At 60.8% G+C, this 16,204-nt stretch carries 16 protein-coding genes and 2 tRNA genes; 8 read left to right on the forward strand and 10 right to left on the reverse strand.

All coding sequences use genetic code 11. The features are described 5' to 3' along the window. Nucleotides 1-31: 31 nt before the first annotated feature. A complete protein-coding gene (locus ACREXZ_RS19890) occupies nucleotides 32-1,201 on the reverse strand; it encodes a transglycosylase SLT domain-containing protein (protein WP_431765830.1) in 1,170 nt (389 codons plus the stop codon). 583 nt (nucleotides 1,202-1,784) lie between these two features. Between ACREXZ_RS19890 and ACREXZ_RS19895 the strand changes: the two genes are divergently transcribed. Both ACREXZ_RS19895 and ACREXZ_RS19900 read left to right on the forward strand, forming a co-directional pair. Next, nucleotides 1,785-3,377, forward strand: a complete 1,593-nt coding sequence (locus ACREXZ_RS19895) for a UbiD family decarboxylase (RefSeq protein ID WP_431765831.1) — start codon at nucleotides 1,785-1,787, stop codon at nucleotides 3,375-3,377. A gap of 73 nt (nucleotides 3,378-3,450) precedes the next feature. Next, a complete protein-coding gene (locus ACREXZ_RS19900) occupies nucleotides 3,451-4,119 on the forward strand; it encodes a LysE family translocator (protein ID WP_431765935.1) in 669 nt (222 codons plus the stop codon). A gap of 134 nt (nucleotides 4,120-4,253) precedes the next feature. Here the strand turns inward: ACREXZ_RS19900 and ACREXZ_RS19905 are convergent, their stop codons facing one another. Together ACREXZ_RS19905 and ACREXZ_RS19910 are read right to left on the reverse strand one after the other, a co-directional pair. After that, entirely contained in the window at nucleotides 4,254-4,583 is a 330-nt protein-coding gene (locus ACREXZ_RS19905; protein ID WP_431765832.1) for a hypothetical protein, read from the reverse strand. A gap of 366 nt (nucleotides 4,584-4,949) precedes the next feature. Further along, a complete protein-coding gene (locus tag ACREXZ_RS19910; RefSeq protein WP_431765941.1) occupies nucleotides 4,950-5,357 on the reverse strand; it encodes a hypothetical protein in 408 nt (135 codons plus the stop codon). Between ACREXZ_RS19910 and ACREXZ_RS19915 the strand changes: the two genes are divergently transcribed. The 4 genes from ACREXZ_RS19915 (at nucleotide 5,356) to trmB (ending at nucleotide 8,058) form a co-directional block, all read left to right on the forward strand. Continuing rightward, nucleotides 5,356-6,294 (forward strand): Rossmann-like and DUF2520 domain-containing protein, encoded by a 939-nt coding sequence (locus ACREXZ_RS19915; protein WP_431765833.1) that lies wholly within the window; start codon nucleotides 5,356-5,358, stop codon nucleotides 6,292-6,294. The genes ACREXZ_RS19910 and ACREXZ_RS19915 overlap by 2 nt on opposite strands. A 111-nt stretch (nucleotides 6,295-6,405) precedes the next feature. Beyond that, complete coding sequence (locus ACREXZ_RS19920; RefSeq protein WP_431765834.1) at nucleotides 6,406-6,969, forward strand: YggT family protein; 564 nt, start codon at nucleotides 6,406-6,408, stop codon at nucleotides 6,967-6,969. A gap of 72 nt (nucleotides 6,970-7,041) precedes the next feature. Beyond that, nucleotides 7,042-7,115, forward strand: a tRNA-Gly gene (locus ACREXZ_RS19925). Nucleotides 7,116-7,314: 199 nt separating this feature from the next. Further along, nucleotides 7,315-8,058 (forward strand): tRNA (guanosine(46)-N7)-methyltransferase TrmB, encoded by a 744-nt coding sequence (gene trmB / locus ACREXZ_RS19930; RefSeq protein ID WP_431765936.1) that lies wholly within the window; start codon nucleotides 7,315-7,317, stop codon nucleotides 8,056-8,058. Nucleotides 8,059-8,115: 57 nt separating this feature from the next. Here the strand turns inward: trmB and ACREXZ_RS19935 are convergent, their stop codons facing one another. The 3 genes from ACREXZ_RS19935 to ACREXZ_RS19945 form a co-directional block, all read right to left on the reverse strand. Further along, nucleotides 8,116-8,952 carry an undecaprenyl-diphosphate phosphatase gene (locus tag ACREXZ_RS19935; RefSeq protein ID WP_431765835.1) on the reverse strand — a complete coding sequence of 279 codons (837 nt, stop codon included), beginning with the start codon at nucleotides 8,950-8,952 and terminating at the stop codon, nucleotides 8,116-8,118. An 87-nt stretch (nucleotides 8,953-9,039) separates the two neighbouring features. Next, nucleotides 9,040-9,624: a DUF1439 domain-containing protein gene (locus tag ACREXZ_RS19940; protein WP_431765836.1), complete on the reverse strand. Its 585-nt coding sequence runs from the start codon at nucleotides 9,622-9,624 to the stop codon at nucleotides 9,040-9,042. A 29-nt stretch (nucleotides 9,625-9,653) separates the two neighbouring features. Beyond that, a complete protein-coding gene (locus ACREXZ_RS19945; RefSeq protein ID WP_431765837.1) occupies nucleotides 9,654-9,947 on the reverse strand; it encodes a YkgJ family cysteine cluster protein in 294 nt (97 codons plus the stop codon). A 172-nt stretch (nucleotides 9,948-10,119) separates the two neighbouring features. On the opposite strand from ACREXZ_RS19945, the gene ACREXZ_RS19950 reads away from it, so the two are divergent. Together ACREXZ_RS19950 and ACREXZ_RS19955 are read left to right on the forward strand one after the other, a co-directional pair. Further along, nucleotides 10,120-10,320 carry a hypothetical protein gene (locus tag ACREXZ_RS19950; RefSeq protein ID WP_431765838.1) on the forward strand — a complete coding sequence of 67 codons (201 nt, stop codon included), beginning with the start codon at nucleotides 10,120-10,122 and terminating at the stop codon, nucleotides 10,318-10,320. Nucleotides 10,321-10,423: 103 nt separating this feature from the next. After that, a tRNA-Leu gene (locus tag ACREXZ_RS19955) sits at nucleotides 10,424-10,508 on the forward strand. A 458-nt stretch (nucleotides 10,509-10,966) separates the two neighbouring features. Here the strand turns inward: ACREXZ_RS19955 and ACREXZ_RS19960 are convergent. The 4 genes from ACREXZ_RS19960 to ACREXZ_RS19975 form a co-directional block, all read right to left on the reverse strand. Further along, nucleotides 10,967-12,280 carry a M24 family metallopeptidase gene (locus ACREXZ_RS19960; RefSeq protein ID WP_431765839.1) on the reverse strand — a complete coding sequence of 438 codons (1,314 nt, stop codon included), beginning with the start codon at nucleotides 12,278-12,280 and terminating at the stop codon, nucleotides 10,967-10,969. A gap of 297 nt (nucleotides 12,281-12,577) precedes the next feature. After that, nucleotides 12,578-13,486 carry a LysR substrate-binding domain-containing protein gene (locus tag ACREXZ_RS19965; protein ID WP_431765840.1) on the reverse strand — a complete coding sequence of 303 codons (909 nt, stop codon included), beginning with the start codon at nucleotides 13,484-13,486 and terminating at the stop codon, nucleotides 12,578-12,580. 104 nt (nucleotides 13,487-13,590) lie between these two features. Continuing rightward, complete coding sequence (locus ACREXZ_RS19970) at nucleotides 13,591-14,667, reverse strand: GlxA family transcriptional regulator (RefSeq protein WP_431765841.1); 1,077 nt, start codon at nucleotides 14,665-14,667, stop codon at nucleotides 13,591-13,593. 81 nt (nucleotides 14,668-14,748) lie between these two features. Beyond that, nucleotides 14,749-16,167, reverse strand: coding sequence for an aldehyde dehydrogenase family protein (locus ACREXZ_RS19975; RefSeq protein ID WP_431765842.1), 1,419 nt, complete (start codon nucleotides 16,165-16,167; stop codon nucleotides 14,749-14,751). Nucleotides 16,168-16,204: the final 37 nt, after the last annotated feature.

Below are 16,204 nucleotides of genomic sequence, written 5' to 3' on the forward strand. Positions count from 1 at the left end.
TGTTGCTGTCGGGCCTGGCCAGCTTGAAACGTCAGGCGCCGAGTTCCGGCGAGGCCGTGCGTTTCGCTGCTGCGTTCGCGTCGTCCTGCTCGGGCGCCTTCGTCGGTGTCGCGGCGACCGTTTTCGCGGTCAGGGGATGCGCGGTGTCGAGCGTTACCTGCACACGCTTCGCCGCACCGCTCGCCGCGTTCGGCGACGCGGGCTGCGTAGCCGCCGTAGCCGTGGCCGGAGCCTGCGGCGCGTTGATCGGTACCTTGCGGCCGTGTGCGACGTCGCGCAGACGACCGCGCTCCGCCATCACCTTCGCGCCGTAGCCGCCGTCGTCCTGCGTCGACGAACCGACGTACAGACGCAGACCACCCGGCAGCGAACCGCCGCGCGCGATGCAATCCTTCAGTACCAGCGCGCCGACCTTGATGTTGGTCAACGGTTCGAGCGCGGTGCTCTGGCCGCCGAAGTACTGGAACTTGTCCGAGTGGACCTTCGACATCACCTGCATCAGGCCCTGCGCGCCGACACCGCTCTCGGCGTACGGGTTGAAGCCCGACTCGATCGCCATCACGGAAAGCAGCAGCAGCGGATCCAAGCCGACTTCGCGGCCGGTGTCGAACGCCGCTTTCACGAGTTCACCGACCGGTTCCTGCGCGACGCGGTAGCGGCGTGCGAGGTACGACGCAACGAGATCCTGTTCGCGGCTGGAGACGAGCACGCGGTCGTCGCGGGCATCGGCAGAGACGCGCTGCGTGGGAATCAATCGCGCGAGCGAACCGACGCTCGGCAGCGTGCGCGGGTCGAGGCCATTGAGCGCAACCGTGCCGCCGTTGCCCGAACCGCTGCCGTCGAAAACGCCGTCATAGCTGGTGTTGGAGGTGCCGCCGCTGGTGTCGCTGCCCGTAGCGGTGCCGGACAGCGAGTCGTCGGACGACGAACCGTTACCGTTGGCCGGCCCGAAGGACGGCAACGGATTACCTTGCAGCAGACGGGCCGGACCGGCCTGCACCGCCGCCGACAGCACCGGCATCAGCCGGGCGGCCAGGGTGCCGCGCCACGAAGGCAACAGCCACAAGGCCAGCGCAAACAGCACGGCGAATCCGCCGACAACGCTAAAAAGATGGTGACTTACACGCGTCCCGCGACGCAGCACTGCGCGTACAGCTTGCGCAAGGCGCTCATCGGGACGCCACGATAACCAGGCGTTCATTCAGATGATCTCCCATGTTGCATGGTCCGCGAAGCGCCGGGCGAGCCGGCAACATGCATGTGTTCGCAGACCAAGACGCCGCGCGCTCTGGTTAGGACGGCAGCGGCGTCGGGAAAAACGGCATAAAACCGTTGGGGAACCGGTGAAAGATCCGCCTGCATGCAACGAAGCACGCAACCGGGGGTTCCCACACGAAAAACCAGCGTCGGATGGCGCTGGCGAGGACAACAAATAGACCGTCTGAAGCCGTGCAGGGGTCGGCTAACGGCGACGCGTTGCGTCTTAAAGGACCGGGGGCGGTGGCGATAAAACTACGGCCCTGCAACCAATGTCGACGGATTCTAGCAGGGTTTTATAGATCGTCAACACTATAGAAAGCCAAAACCATAACCAAATGTAATAATGAACAGCGTTCAGCAGGATGAAAACCGCGCGCTGCGTATGTTTCAGGCCGATGGCATTTTTGCCTTCGAGGGTGCGTCCGCCAACGTACCCGGCAACGCGGGTAAAATTGCCGATCCCTTACGGCATGCGGTTGCGTGCCGCCGCCCTTCTTCCGCCGCACCGTGCGGCCCCGGACCCGATGAAATACAAAGATCTGCGCGACTTCGCCGGCCGTCTCGAAACGTTGGGCGAACTGCGCCGTATCCCGCAAGACGTCTCCCCTGTACTGGAAATGACCGAGCTGTGCGACCGTGTGCTGCGCGCCGGTGGGCCTGCCTTGCTGTTCGAGGCTAAACGGCGCCATGCGTTCCCGGTGCTCGGCAACCTGTTCGGCACGCCTCGGCGGATCGCGCTAGGCATGGGTATCGACGTGGCGGTCGATACGGACGCGGCTTCCGGCCCGAATGCCGGCGATGCAGCCGCGCTGCAGTCGCTGCGCGACGTCGGGCGGCTGCTGTCTGCCCTGAAGGAGCCGGAGCCGCCCAAGGGCCTCAAGGACGCCGGCAAGCTGCTCTCGCTCGCGAAGGCCGTCTGGGACATGGCACCGAAGACCGTGAGCGCGCCGCCGTGTCAGGAGATCGTCTGGGAAGGGGCCGATGTGGACCTCGCGAAACTGCCGATCCAGACCTGCTGGCCCGGCGACGTCGCCCCGTTGATCACGTGGGGGCTGACCGTCACACGCGGGCCGAACAAGACCCGGCAGAACCTCGGTATCTATCGACAGCAGCTGATCGGCCGCAACAAGCTGATCATGCGCTGGCTGGCGCATCGCGGCGGCGCACTCGACTTCCGCGAATTCGCGCTGAAGCATCCGGGCCAGCCGTATCCGGTCGCCGTCGTGCTCGGCGCCGATCCGGCGACGATCCTCGGCGCCGTTACGCCTGTCCCCGATACGCTTTCGGAGTATCAGTTCGCAGGCCTGCTACGCGGCGCGCGCACCGAACTCGCGAAGTGCCTGACGCCGGGCGTCGATACGCTGCAGGTGCCGGCGCGCGCGGAGATCGTGCTCGAAGGCTTCATCTATCCACAGGAAGGCACGCCCGAGCCGGCACCGTCCGGCGCGCCGCCGCGGCCGTCGAAAGGCGCGAGCGCCACGTACGAACACGCGCTCGAAGGCCCCTACGGCGACCACACCGGCTACTACAACGAACAGGAGTGGTTCCCGGTGTTCACCGTCGAGCGCATCACGATGCGGCGCGACGCGATCTACCACTCCACCTATACCGGCAAGCCGCCCGACGAACCAGCCGTGCTCGGCGTCGCGCTAAACGAAGTGTTCGTGCCGCTGTTGCAGAAGCAATTCACGGAGATCACCGATTTCTATCTGCCGCCCGAAGGATGCAGCTACCGGATGGCGATCGTGCAGATGAAGAAGAGCTACCCCGGTCACGCGAAGCGCGTGATGTTCGGCGTGTGGAGCTTCCTGCGCCAGTTCATGTATACGAAGTTCATCGTCGTAGTCGACGAGGACGTGAATATCCGCGACTGGAAGGAAGTGATCTGGGCGATCACGACGCGCATCGATCCGTCGCGCGATACGATTCTCGTCGACCGCACGCCGATCGACTATTTAGACTTTGCATCGCCGGTCGCGGGTCTAGGCTCGAAGATGGGCCTCGATGCGACGAACAAATGGCCTGGCGAAACGGATCGCGAATGGGGTCGTCCGATCGCCATGGACAAAGCCGTCAAACAGCGCATCGACGCGCTGTGGAACGAACTCGGGCTATAGGCCATAGGCCGCGCGGCGCTCCAATGCAACGCGCTCGCGCAAGAAGATCAACCTGAAAGAGGCTGTGGCACGAATGCATGCGTGGTCGATGTTGTCGGATGGGTTTTTTCTGTCGTTGTCGTTGTGTCTCGATATCGGTCTCGTCAACGTCGCGGTCATTTCGCTGACGCTGACGCACGGCTTCAGGCCGGGATTCTGGCTCGGCCTCGGCTCGTGCTTCGGGGATCTGCTGTATGCATCGCTCGCGCTTGCCGGGATGGCCGCGCTGCTGCAGTTCGACGCGGTGCGCTGGATCGTATGGCTCGGCGGCGCGGCGATCCTGTTGTTCCTCACATGGAAGATGGCACGCGAAGCGCTCTATCCTGCATCGGCGCCGCCGGTCGAAGGCGAGGCCGACACGCGGGCGCCTCACCTGAGCGCGTGGCGCGGTTTCGTGCGCGGCGCGTTGCTGGCGATCTCATCGCCGAGCGCGATCCTGTGGTTCGCTGCGGTAGGCGGCGCGCTGATCGCGAAAGCCGGTGCGACCACGCTGACGACCGCGCCTGTGTTCCTCGGCGGTTTCTTGCTCGGTGGCCTGTGCTGGACGCTCTTTCTATGCGGCCTCGCGAGCCACGGACGCAAGCGCGCCGGGACGGGACTGCTGCGGGCGTGTCACGTGCTGTCGGCACTGCTGTTCGCGTATTTCTCGTATAGCGTGATCGTCAACGGATATCACGATCTGATCGTGCACGCCGCGCGCTAAACCGCCGTGGCAACGCATTCACCGCCCCAAAACAAAACGGCGTAACGCGGCAATCATGCCTGCGTTACGCCGTCGAGCGTAAGGCGGAGACGGTCGCCGCACGGGAATTGAATCGCCCGCGCGACACCGGCCGCTTAACGGCGCCAGCCGCGGCCGTAACCGTGGCCGTAGTAGCCGCCGCCGCGATAGTAGCCGTGGTGCCAGTACGGATGACCGTAGTAGCCGCCGACCACGACTGCCGGTCCGCCGTATCCACCATATCCGCCGTAATAGACGGGCGGCGGCGGCGCGTACACGACGGGCGGCGGGGGTGCGTAATACACCGGCGGCGGCGGTGCATAAACCGGATAGGCCGGCGCGAACGGGATGCCGATCCCGACGCCGATCGACACGTGCGCTTCGGCCGCAGTGGTGAGCCCCACGCCAAGCGCGGCGGCAACGATGAACGGAACGATCTTTTTCACTTCTCTTCTCCTGGCGGCGCGGCCCCGTGGCCGTGTCGCAAAACGGGCGTGCTCTCTGGAATTCACTCTATCCAAAAAGGCCATGCACCGCTTTATGCATTTGTTGCAAATTGCAATCGATGCGACAGCTTCCTTAACGACGGTCAACCGGTGCAAAGAAAAAATGGTGGGGTACCCGCTAAAAATCAAGGGTTTGCACGGACAGATGTATCGCAACGGACGATTTTACCGACGTCGAAGCCACCGGCTGGCGCACTCCGGTAACCTTTAATTACAAATGAGCAGGCATGTCGCGTGCGTCGCAGGCAAGAAAAAGCCCGGCGCGTGGCCGGGCCTGGCGAGAAACACGTACGGGAAACAGTAGCCTCAGCCGACCTTCACATACGTGAACTCGCGGCTGACGCTCGGCGGCACGTACGCGCCGCTGATCCGCACGCGCGGCGTGAGACGCTTTTTCTGGTCCCACCAGCGACGGCGCTGTAAAGGGGTGAGAAACCGCAGGTGCTTCCGATACGAAAAGATGCTCATGACGACCTCCCGAATCTGCCTGGAACGGAAAAAATCGACAACGACAGCCACCACATCTGCATGAAAAAACGGCACCAGAGAAATTGTGAGCAGTTTTCGAACCCGGGTGCATCGTGCCGCACGATATTCACCCGCTCGCCTCATACGGCGTGAAAACAGACTGACGAAAACCACGTCGAGATAATGGATCGGCGATACTCGGTGCTTGCCCGACCCCTCCCGATTGCCTGCCTGGAGCAGAACCATGTCCCAGCCCTCGTTGCCACGCGTCGGTTTTATCGGCGCGGGCCGACTCGCACGTTGTCTTGCACGCGGCTTCGCGCGCGCCGGCTATCCGGTCGCAGCGATCGCCAGCCGGACCGCTGCCACTGCGCACGATCTCGCCGGGGAATTCGCGGGCTGCGTCTCGTCAGGCGATCCGCAGACCGTCGTCGAAGCAGCCGATATCGTCTTTTTAACCGTCCCCGATGACAGCATCGGTACGACAGCGAACACTCTGCGCTTCAGTGCATCGAGTTCCACCAGCCGGTCGGCATGGGGGCTCGTGCATTGCAGCGGCGCGTCGCCGGTCGAACTGCTCGAACCGGCGCGCGCGCAGGGCGTCGCGATCGGCGGTTTTCATCCACTGTATCTGTTCAGCGGCGCGCCTGCCGACATCGAACGGATCGTCGGCTGCTCGGTGACGATCGAGGCGGACGGCGCACTTCACGAAGCGCTCGCAGCGATGACGTCCGCGCTCGGCTGCCACCCGCTGTCGATCCCCGGCGGCGGCCGGATGCTGTATCACGCGGCTGCGCACTATGCGGCGAGCTTCGCGCTGTGCGGCCTCGCCGAATGCGTAGCCCTGTGGCGCACGCTCGGTTTCGCCGAGGACGACGCATTGCGCGCGGTACTGCCGATGCTCGCCGGTACGATCGAGACCGCGCGCGACCGCGGCCTGTCCGGCGCGCTCGCCGGCCCGATCTCGCGCGGCGATACCGGCGTCGTGCAAAAGCAGCTGACGCTGCTCGAAACGCTCGGCGGCGATCACGCCGCGCTGTACGCGCTGATGTCGCGGCGCGGCATCGAACTGGCACGCCGGCGGCCGTCTCCGCCTGCCGGCATCGACACGATTGCCGAGGCCGTCGAGAATTCGCTCGCGCGCTCGGTGAATCAGGTATCGGCTGGTGCAAGCGTCAAGTAAGCCGTGATAATGTGACGTCCGGCCGCGACACCGCACACGCATCAAACACAACACACGCGCCGCATGGCCGCCGGCCCACGCGAACAACACCCGAAGCAAAGAGGACACAAGATGTTCGGCGATATCGCCCGCTTTCTGCTCAATACCGTTTTCACCCTGTTCGGCGCAGCGCTGCTGCTGCGCGCATGGCTGCAGTTCGTACGCCTGCCGCCGTATAACCCCGTCTCGAACGCGGTGCTGCAATTCACCAACTGGCTGGTGCTGCCGCTGCGCCGCGTGATTCCGGGAACGCGCGGCATCGACTGGGCAAGCATCGTCGCGACGCTGATCACGGCGCTCGTCTACGTGGTACTGACAATTGTGCTTGTCGGCCTCGATCCGCTCAGCCTGATGCCGGCGCTACTGATCGTCGCGCTGCTCACGGTCGTGAAATGGGCACTCAACCTGATCATCTGGATGACGATCCTGATGGCGCTGCTGTCGTGGCTCAACCCGCGCTCGGCGGCCATGCCGATTCTTTATCAGCTGACCGCGCCGCTGCTGAATCCGCTGCGGCGCATCGTGCCGCAACTGGGTGGCATCGACCTGTCGCCGATCCTGCTGTTCGTGATCGTGCAGGTGCTGATCATGGTTGTCACGCGCGCGGCGGTGTCGTTGACGCTGTTCGGGATTTGACTGGCCGGAGGGGCCAGTTTCGTTACGCGGGTTTGCGCAAACCGGTGGAACCCGCGTAAAATGGCGCGCTCTGCGGGCGTCGTATAATGGTAATACCCTAGCTTCCCAAGCTAGAGCCGTGGGTTCGATTCCCATCGCCCGCTCCAGTTTTTCCAGCCCTCTGTTGCGCCAGCAATCTCCCGGTCAGTTTCCGGTAGCGTTCCATCCGATGCTCCCTGCCCGCACGCTGTCGCCCCACACCCCGCTGCTATAATCCGCGCCTGGCCGGACACCCCGGCCGCGCAGCAATATCATTATGCCCGCCGTGCGACCCATCCGTCGCCTCACCAACCGCTGTTCCCGATGATGATTCACGATCCAAACGAAGCCGGCCGTCCCGATGCCGATCCGCCCACCGACGATTCGCAGGTGCCGCACCTGCGGCGCATCCGCAGCTTCGTCACGCGTGCGGGGCGTGTGTCGACGGGCCAGCGTCGCGCGCTCGACGAAATCGGGCCACGCTTCGTCGTACCGTTTTCCGCAACGCAGCCTGACTGGGACGCCATCTTCGGCCGACGCGCGCCGCGCATCCTCGAGATCGGTTTCGGCATGGGCGCGACGACCGCGGAGATCGCCACGCATCGTGCGGACGACGATTTCCTCGGCGTCGAGGTTCATGAGCCTGGTGTGGGCGCATTGCTGAAGCTGATCGGCGAGCAGAATCTGTCGAACATCCGCATCCTCCAGCACGACGCGGTCGAAGTGCTCGAGCAGATGATCGCGCCGGAAAGTCTCGACGGCGTGCACATCTTTTTTCCGGATCCGTGGCACAAGGCGCGGCATCACAAACGCCGTCTGATCCAGCCGAAGTTCGTCGCGCTGCTGGTGTCGCGACTGAAGCCCGGTGCGTACATTCATTGCGCGACCGACTGGCAGAATTACGCGGAGCAAATGCTCGAGGTACTCAGTGCCGAGCCCGCGCTCGTCAATACCGCGCAGGACTATGCGCCGCGTCCGGATTATCGTCCGGTGACGAAGTTCGAGCGCCGCGGGCTGCAGCTCGGACACGGCGTCTGGGACCTCGTGTTCAGACGACGCGACGCAGTCTGAACATAAAAAAGTCCGCACAAAAGTGCGGACTTTTTCGTATCCACGCATCGCGCGGCATCACAGCGTCCAGCTTAGCCCACCGCTATATCCCACCAGCAGGATCAACAACCCGAAGCCGATCCGATACCACGCGAACGCCGTGAAATCGTGCGCAGCGATGTAGCGCAACAGCCAGCGCACGCACGCGAACGCGCTGACGAACGCCGCGATAAAACCGATCGCGAACGTGCCGAGCATGTCGGCGGACAGCAGGTGCCAGCTCTTCGCCATCTCGTACAACGTCGCGCCGAAGATGATCGGGATCGCGAGGAAAAACGAGAACTCCGTGGCGACGCGCCGATCGAGGCCGAACAACATGCCGCCGATAATCGTCGAGCCCGAACGCGACATCCCCGGGATCAACGCAAAGCATTGCGCGAGGCCGACCTTGAGCGCGTCGAACGGGCGCAGATCGTCGATCGATTGCACGCGCGCCGCCACCGCGCCACGCTCGCGTCCGCGTGCCTCGACCCACAGGATCAGCACGCCGCCGACGACCAGCGCGAACGCGACCGGCACCGGCGAGAACAGCGCGGCCTTGATTGCTTTTTCGAAGAGAAGACCGAGCACGACTGCGGGAATCGTCGCGACGATCACGTTCAGCGTGAAGCGACGCGCGTCGGGCCGCGTCGGTAGACCCACAACCACGCTGCCGATCCGCCGCCGAAATTCCCAGCACACCGCGAGGATCGCGCCGAGCTGGATGACGACGTCGAAGGTCTTCGCGTGTTCGTCGGTGAAATCGAGCAGGCTTCCTGCAACGATCAGATGGCCGGTGCTCGACACCGGCAGGAATTCAGTCAGCCCTTCGACGACGCCGAGAATCAACGCCTTGCAGATCACGATCCAATCCATCCGGAGCCCTTGTCGCTGTATGAAACCGTGACGGGCTTCGCTGCGCTCGACCTCGGCGGAACGCGGCCCGTACGGCCGCGCACGCCGTCATTTTTCGACGATCTGTACGCGTATGCCGTTTGTAAGGATAGTGATTGTACCGGGTTCGTAGCTCACGCCGGCAAATTGCAGTTGCTCGGGCTTGAATGTGTAGATCGGATAGTTGTTCAGCAGCTGGGTGGCGAGCAGTCCGGCGGCCGCGCTGATCTGTTGCGAGTACGCCTGCGCATCGCCGCTGACGTCGACGTGATCGACGCCCGGCGACTTCAGTACGACCGAGCGACTCGCAGCGTCGTACGCGAGCTGGCTCGACAGCGTGAACACAGCGCTCACCGGCTGCGGCATGAACGGGCTCGCGAAGTGCGCGTCGAGCCGCACGGTCACGCGATTCGTATCCGGCAGGAAGCCGACCACCGGATTGGTCAACGCGACGTCGAAGACCTGCGACACGGTGCGTTGATACGGAAACTTCCGCTGCACCGCGTCCTGCACCTGCTGCTGCGAGAACGTGTAGTGCTGCGGGATGAATGGAAACGTCGATGCCGCGCAAGCTGCGAGCGACACGGCAATCCCTGTAGCCGCGCAGGCAGCGAGAAGGAAGCGGCGTCGGGCCGGCAGTGCGAATCGGGTCATGCGTGATCTCCTGTTGAAGCGGACGCGCGTCACCGCGCGGGTCGGGTCTGCTGTTCGAGCTGCGTGAGCCACGCGAGTGCCTCGATCCGCGTCGTGCCACACATCTCCAGTTGCGGTTGCAGACCCGAACAGCACGCGGGCCGCTTGGGCTGGCCGAAGATCGCGCAGCGCAGATCGTCGCCGAGCTGCACGCAGCGCACGCCGGCGGGCTTGCCGTCCGGCATGCCGGGAATCGGACTCGAGATCGAAGGCCCGATGCAGCATGCGCCGCAATCGGGACGACACGCGTGATCGTCAGTACGGAATGCGAGGTCGTGATTCACTACACTTTTCCTGAAGCTTGTTAAGCAGTTGCGAGTAGATCGCGACGCAACGAACTTCGCATTGTGCCATCGCTGCGGATGCGAGCCTTTAGCGCGATCGCAGCAGTCCCTGCGGTATATGTCATATCCAGTCGCCGTTCAGTTCCGTAGCGATTTCCGCGCGGACGACTGCTTGCGCGGCGGCATCATCATGAAATTGATGCGCAATCTCGAATTGCGCATCGACGAATTCGAATCAGCTTATGGCGTTCGCTTCGCGCAAAAGTTCGCGCCGGAGATCGAGCGACTGCAGAGGTTCGAGCGCAACGGGGTGGCACGGGTCGGACGCTACGTCGAGGGGCACGACGCGCGGCACTTCTCGCGCACGGTGTGACGTCGCCCGTGCCTCGCCGGGCCGCCCAGCACCTTGCCTTGCCACCCGTTTTCGGACATAATCCGCCTCTCGCCGCGGGCGCATTCGCGCCGCCGTCAGGCAAGCCCAGGTGGTGAAACAGGTAGACGCAGGGGACTCAAAATCCCCCGCCGCAAGGCGTGCCGGTTCGAGTCCGGCCCTGGGCACCAATAGTTGTTCCGGGATAGGCCGCAGTATTCCAAGAAGCCCCGTAAGATCAATGTCTTGCGGGGTTTTTCTTTCTTCGGCGATCCGGCCTGGCATTTGGACAGCCGGTGATGTCGAGCGGTATTTTCGGTGGTATCGGCTTCGCTGCTGCCCTCTTCCGGCAGGAGAGACCACCATGCCGCTCACCTGCACCCGGGTCGGAAACGCGCGTTGCAACCCGAAGAACAGCGATCGCACCTGGTGTTTCGCGCGTCGCCGTCAGTCAGCAGATCCGCGCACTCGAGAAGTTTCCGGGCAAGAGGCACTGCCCCTCTTCAACTCGCGGTGACATCGTCATCGATCGGCGCGCCCCTCGCTTTAGGCGACATCGCCAATGATGTTACGGGCATGGCTGCCTAATGCCACGATGGCCACGACGCAGATATTCCTCCGAAGGCAACCACGCTTTTCGGGGCGACGGCTAGATCAGAAGATCCCCGAGCAATGGACAACTCGACAAACGCACCGGGCCGCCTGCGGTGACGAGTACTTGCTCCTCCAGCTTTACGCCTTCTGAACCACCCTTTTCCCCAATGAAGCTTTCGACTGAGACCACCATGTTCTCTTCAAAGGTTCCGTCGTAACCCCACTCGTCGAAATCTACCGCATACGCGACGCTCGGATACTCATCAACCAGACCACACCCGTGCACCATCATCATGTACCGGTTATGCACGTACTTTTCCGGCACTGCCCAGCACTTGTCAGCAAACTCCCGAAACGTTACACCCGGTTGTAGCAGACTGCAGTTATGAGAAATCTGATCTCTCGCATGACCGAACAGAGTGCGTTGCTCCGAAGACGGATTTTCCCCGGGGCATATGAAGCTTCTCGAGATATCCGAAAGATAACCACCGGGGCCTACCATGTCGGTATCGAACCCAACGATGTCTCCCGCGTTGATGACGCGGTTGGAAGCATCTCTAAACCAAGGGTTGGTTCTTGGCCCTGAGCTAAGAAGACGCGCCTCACTCCACTCTCCGCCATGGGCGGTGTTTGTGTCTTGAAGCACACTCCACAGCTGGTTTTCGGTAATCCCAGGCTGTAGTGCTTCGCGCATTCTAGCCACGCCAAGGTCACAAACACCCATCGATATCCTATGCTGCTCAATTTCTTGCGGGCCTTTAATCAGACGCGCCATCTCTGTTAAGGGCTGCGCATCGTGCAAAGAAATTCCCTCTGCCCGCAACAGCTCCGCTCCCCATGGATCACATTTGTCGACTGCGAGACGGTTGTTTCCTCCGCCATGCTGACGCACTACGTCGGCGATACAGCGTGCCCACTCGGCGGCCTTTTCGTGAACCCTTGGACCCGCGAGGAAATAATTCCACGGGATCGTTGGTCGGATTTCGTTGATCGATTCAATGCCTTCGCTGTTATGGCGGCTGGTAGCAAAGTCAAAAAGTATAGTAGGACCATCGGTGGCGACGAAGACGTATCGACTGGGCGCGTGCATCACCCATATGCCGAGGCTGTTTGTATCTGTCGCGTACCGGATATTGATCGGATCAGCGAGCAGCATCCCCGCGTAGTCGTGCATTCGCAACTGCATGCGCAGCCTTTCAAGGCGATACGCTCGTAACGCGGGACGATCGACAGCCTCGAAGGCTTCGATCAAGGATTTATCGATTTCACTGGCTCGATGCTCTTTCACTAATCCATCGAGGCGATAGCTACGAGATTCTGCCAAGGTCGCTTCCGATGCATTGATATCGTGGTGATGGCGGCTATCCATAGGGTTACCTGTTCAGCGGTAGATGGAGATCTCCGAACGCCGCGACGAGTTGCCGGTTGCGTGAAAGCAAACCTTCCCGGCCAAAACGTCCGCCCGCTCTCTACCGGCGATTTCTGGGAAAATTAGTGCAATTGCTGAATCTGTATTTGCCGCACATTGCAATCCGGCGTGCAGATACGGCCCGATCATATTGCTCGCTGGACGTCCCTCCGTAAACGCAGGAAAAGAAAGGCGCGAGGTTAATCCAAGGTTAACGTGACTGAATGGTCGTCAGCGAGCGCTCAAAGGGCATCGAATCTATGCCGCATCGCGGTCGCAGAGAAAAGAAGTCTTGATCCACTCGGCAACGGCCTCGGTAGCCGCCGCCCCAGGTGAGAGGACGGTCAAATGAAATCCATGACAGCGGACTGGGTCAGCCTGGATCGGTTGGACAAGGGTTTTGTTTGCGAGGAACTGCCTCATGAGTGGAGGGCCAATAAGCGCGAAGCCCTGACCGTCAAACACCGCCTGCACCAGGTTCGTGTATGTGTTGACGGTGATATTAGACTTGGCCGCATCCATGTTCACACCTTGATTAGTGAACCACGTGGACCATCTTGTCAGGCGATCATACGGCCCCTCAAGATGGATCAACGGATGTTTCAGCAAATCGCCAGGTTTGATCGGTGGACTTCTGTTCGCAAGATAAGTGGCTGAGCACGTAGGTGCGATGGTTTGTGACGTCAGAAGAACCGAATCTGCGTCAGGAGGGGCTGATCCATACGTCACAGCAATGTCTACGCTGTTGTCAGCGCCAGACAGCTGGTCTGAAACGATGAATCGCAGCTCGATATCGGGATGCAGCGCGCGAAAGCCGCCAAAATTTGGCAGGAGCCAGTAGGTCGTAAAACCCGCGGTAGCGCTTATAGTGACAATGTTATCAATAGGCCTTGAGCTGATCTCTATCGTTGCCTGAACGGCCTGTCGCAACGCAGACGATATCGCTGCATGGTATCTGGCTCCGTTGTCCGACAGCCGTATTGTCCTGTCGAGTCGATGGAAGAGCTGTACTCCCAGGAAGCTTTCCAACGCCTGTATCTGCTGACTTACCGCGACTCGTGACACGTTCAACTCGATAGCTGCACGGGAAAAGCTCAGATGCCGTCCCGCGGCCTCAAACGTGACCAACATGTTCGGCGGCGGAAGCGTCATCTTCAACGAACTCATATGCCCGATCTCCCATAGCTCCGGTATGACTACACCGTAACCGGCTCTGTTCCCATCGCTGAAAAGTTACTTTTTGACTATCGTTTCAGCCCATCGCACTCCACTTATGGAGCAGCCGAAACGGACACGACATGCCCAGTGACGTGATAGTTGCGTGGGTCACTTCCAAATGGCTCTCGTTCAGACAGCGTCCTTTCCTGACCGGGCGTCAAACCGAATTCCCTTCGGTAAGAAGTCGTAAAGTGAGAGTGTGATTGAAACCCGCACACGACCCATATCTCTGTCAACGAGATACTGCTTTGCAGTAGCAATTGCCGGGCGCGGCGCAGTCGCAAAGACCGATAGTGTTGCATCACGGACTGCTCGAACGCGACCTTGAACAGGCGTAAAAGCTGCCGTTCGCAAACACCGCTGCGCTCTGACAGTGCGACCAGTGATAGAGGCGTCTCGATGTTACTCTCCATGAGTTCCAGAATGTCGGAAAGTAACTTTCTCGATGAACCATACCGCGCTGTTTTCTGCCTGGCGTCGGAAGTCCGGATGCTCTCGACTGAAAACTGGTCCGAAATCATCGCGACGACTTCTGCTCCCACCGTCAGCCTCACTATGTACAACATCATCTCCAGCGGAGCGATCCCGCCAGCGCAAGTTATCCGGTCACGATCAACCTTGAATATACATTTTTGAAATGCTACTTCGGTAAACGCTTCCGTTTGAGCAAACAGGTATTCCCAATGTATTGCACATGTGTAGCCTGTCAGCACTCCCGCTTTCGCTAAAACATAGGCGCCTGTACAGATGCCACCGAGAAATGTTCCCCCACGTGCGAAGTGCCTGACCAACTTGAGATGGTCCGCCGTGGTTGCTCGCTGAACTTCGTTGCCCGCGCAGACGAAGAGGATGTCCGCCCGGCCGATTCTGTCAACAGGGGCCGTGTCAACCGTTAAGCCATTGCTCGCCATCACAGGCAGCCCATCCGGGCTGAGCACCGACCATTTGAAAATGTCTTGCCCACTTACCTGATTGGTCATCCGTAGGACTTCGAGCGCGTTTACGAACGCAATCATGCTGAAATTCGGAATCAGCAGAAAGACAAAATGCCTCGCGGAAGCTAATCTTGCTTCGGATTCTTCAGCCTTCGAAGATGGCAAGTCTGGCGATCGACTTCTTAGGGTTGACATCTTTGATGTTGACCAATCCTCTAGTCACGAAAGGCCTATCCGAGGAAGCACTCGCAATACCTGGCGGACCAGCATTCCCGATTAAGCCCTGATTACAGCCTTGACTTCGAGATAGGCCTCGAAGCCCGCCTCACCGCATTCCCGCCCGTTACCTGACTGCTTATACCCACCAAACGGGGCGGACGGGTCCCATTGCGGTTGATTTATTTGTACCTGCCCCACACGTAGCCGCGATGCAACTTTTGAAGCTGTTACATCGCTTCCCTGCACGTAACCGGCAAGCCCGTAAGGTGTGTCGTTCGCTATATCGATAGCCTCATCGACACTTTCATATGCGATCAGCGATACGATCGGGGCAAAGGTTTCATCCTTGGCAATGCGCATGTCGGGCGTCACATTCGCGAAAACCGTGGGCTGAATGAAGTACCCTTTTTCGATACCGGCCGGGAGGTCAGTCCCGCCCGTTACCAGAGTGGCGCCGTCGCTCATTGCCGAGTCGATCAGCGATCTCGCCCGATTGAACTGAGCTTCATTGACAACCGGACCGAGTTGCGTCCCCTGATCAAAAACGTTGCCGCAACGAAAGCCCTCAGCAGCTTCTTTGGCTAGAACGACTGCCTGCTCGTAATGGCTGCGGTGAACGAGCATTCTTCCGGGTGCGGTGCAGGACTGACCGGCATTCCGATACGCCGCATGCACACCCGCCTTGACTGCCGTTTGAAGATCAGCGTCCGGCAATATGATGTTTGCTGAATTCCCGCCCAGTTCCTGATGCACGCGCTTCACCGTATCTGCCGCGGCTTTGGCCACAAGCACCCCTGCTCTGGTGGAGCCTGTAAAGGAGACCATGTCCAGACCTGGGTGAGATGACATGGCGGCACCCACAGTCGCACCGTCACCATTCACGAGATTGAACACACCTGGCGGTACATCCGCGTCATGCAACAGCTCGGCGAGATACATGGCACTCAGGGGCGAGTACTCGCTCGGTTTTAGAACGACGGTGCAACCGACCGCGAGAGCAGGAATGAGCTTCGTTATGATTTGCAGCACCGGGAAATTCCACGGCGTGATCAATCCGCACACCCCAACAGGCTCCATAACAAGTGTGGTCCCTCCGCGCGTCCTCTCAAACTCGAAGCGTTCCAGGATCTCAATTCCCTTCTGGATATGGACCAGCGATCCTTCCACCTGAGCCTGTCGGGAGAACGTGATCGGGGTTCCCATCTCAAGGGTCATCCGCCTCGCGAACTCTTCGCGGCGTTCCTTGAATAGTATTTCGATGCGACGGAGCAAGCCGAGCCTGACGTCTGCCGCCGACTTTGAAAACGAAGCAAAGCTTCTTCTCGCTGAAGCGACAGCCGCATCAATGTCCACCGGGCCTCCCATCGCAATTTCGCCGACGGATTCAAGGGTCTCGGGATTGGTGACAGCCCGCCGAGCGCGGCTAACCGCACGAACGAATTGCCCGTCGATATAGAAGTGATCAAGGTAGCGCACTAATTTTCCTTAATTCAAAAGCAGTTGCAAGACGAAC

The sequence above is a fragment of the Paraburkholderia sp. genome, assembly GCF_050742655.1.
Taxonomy (GTDB): domain Bacteria; phylum Pseudomonadota; class Gammaproteobacteria; order Burkholderiales; family Burkholderiaceae; genus Paraburkholderia.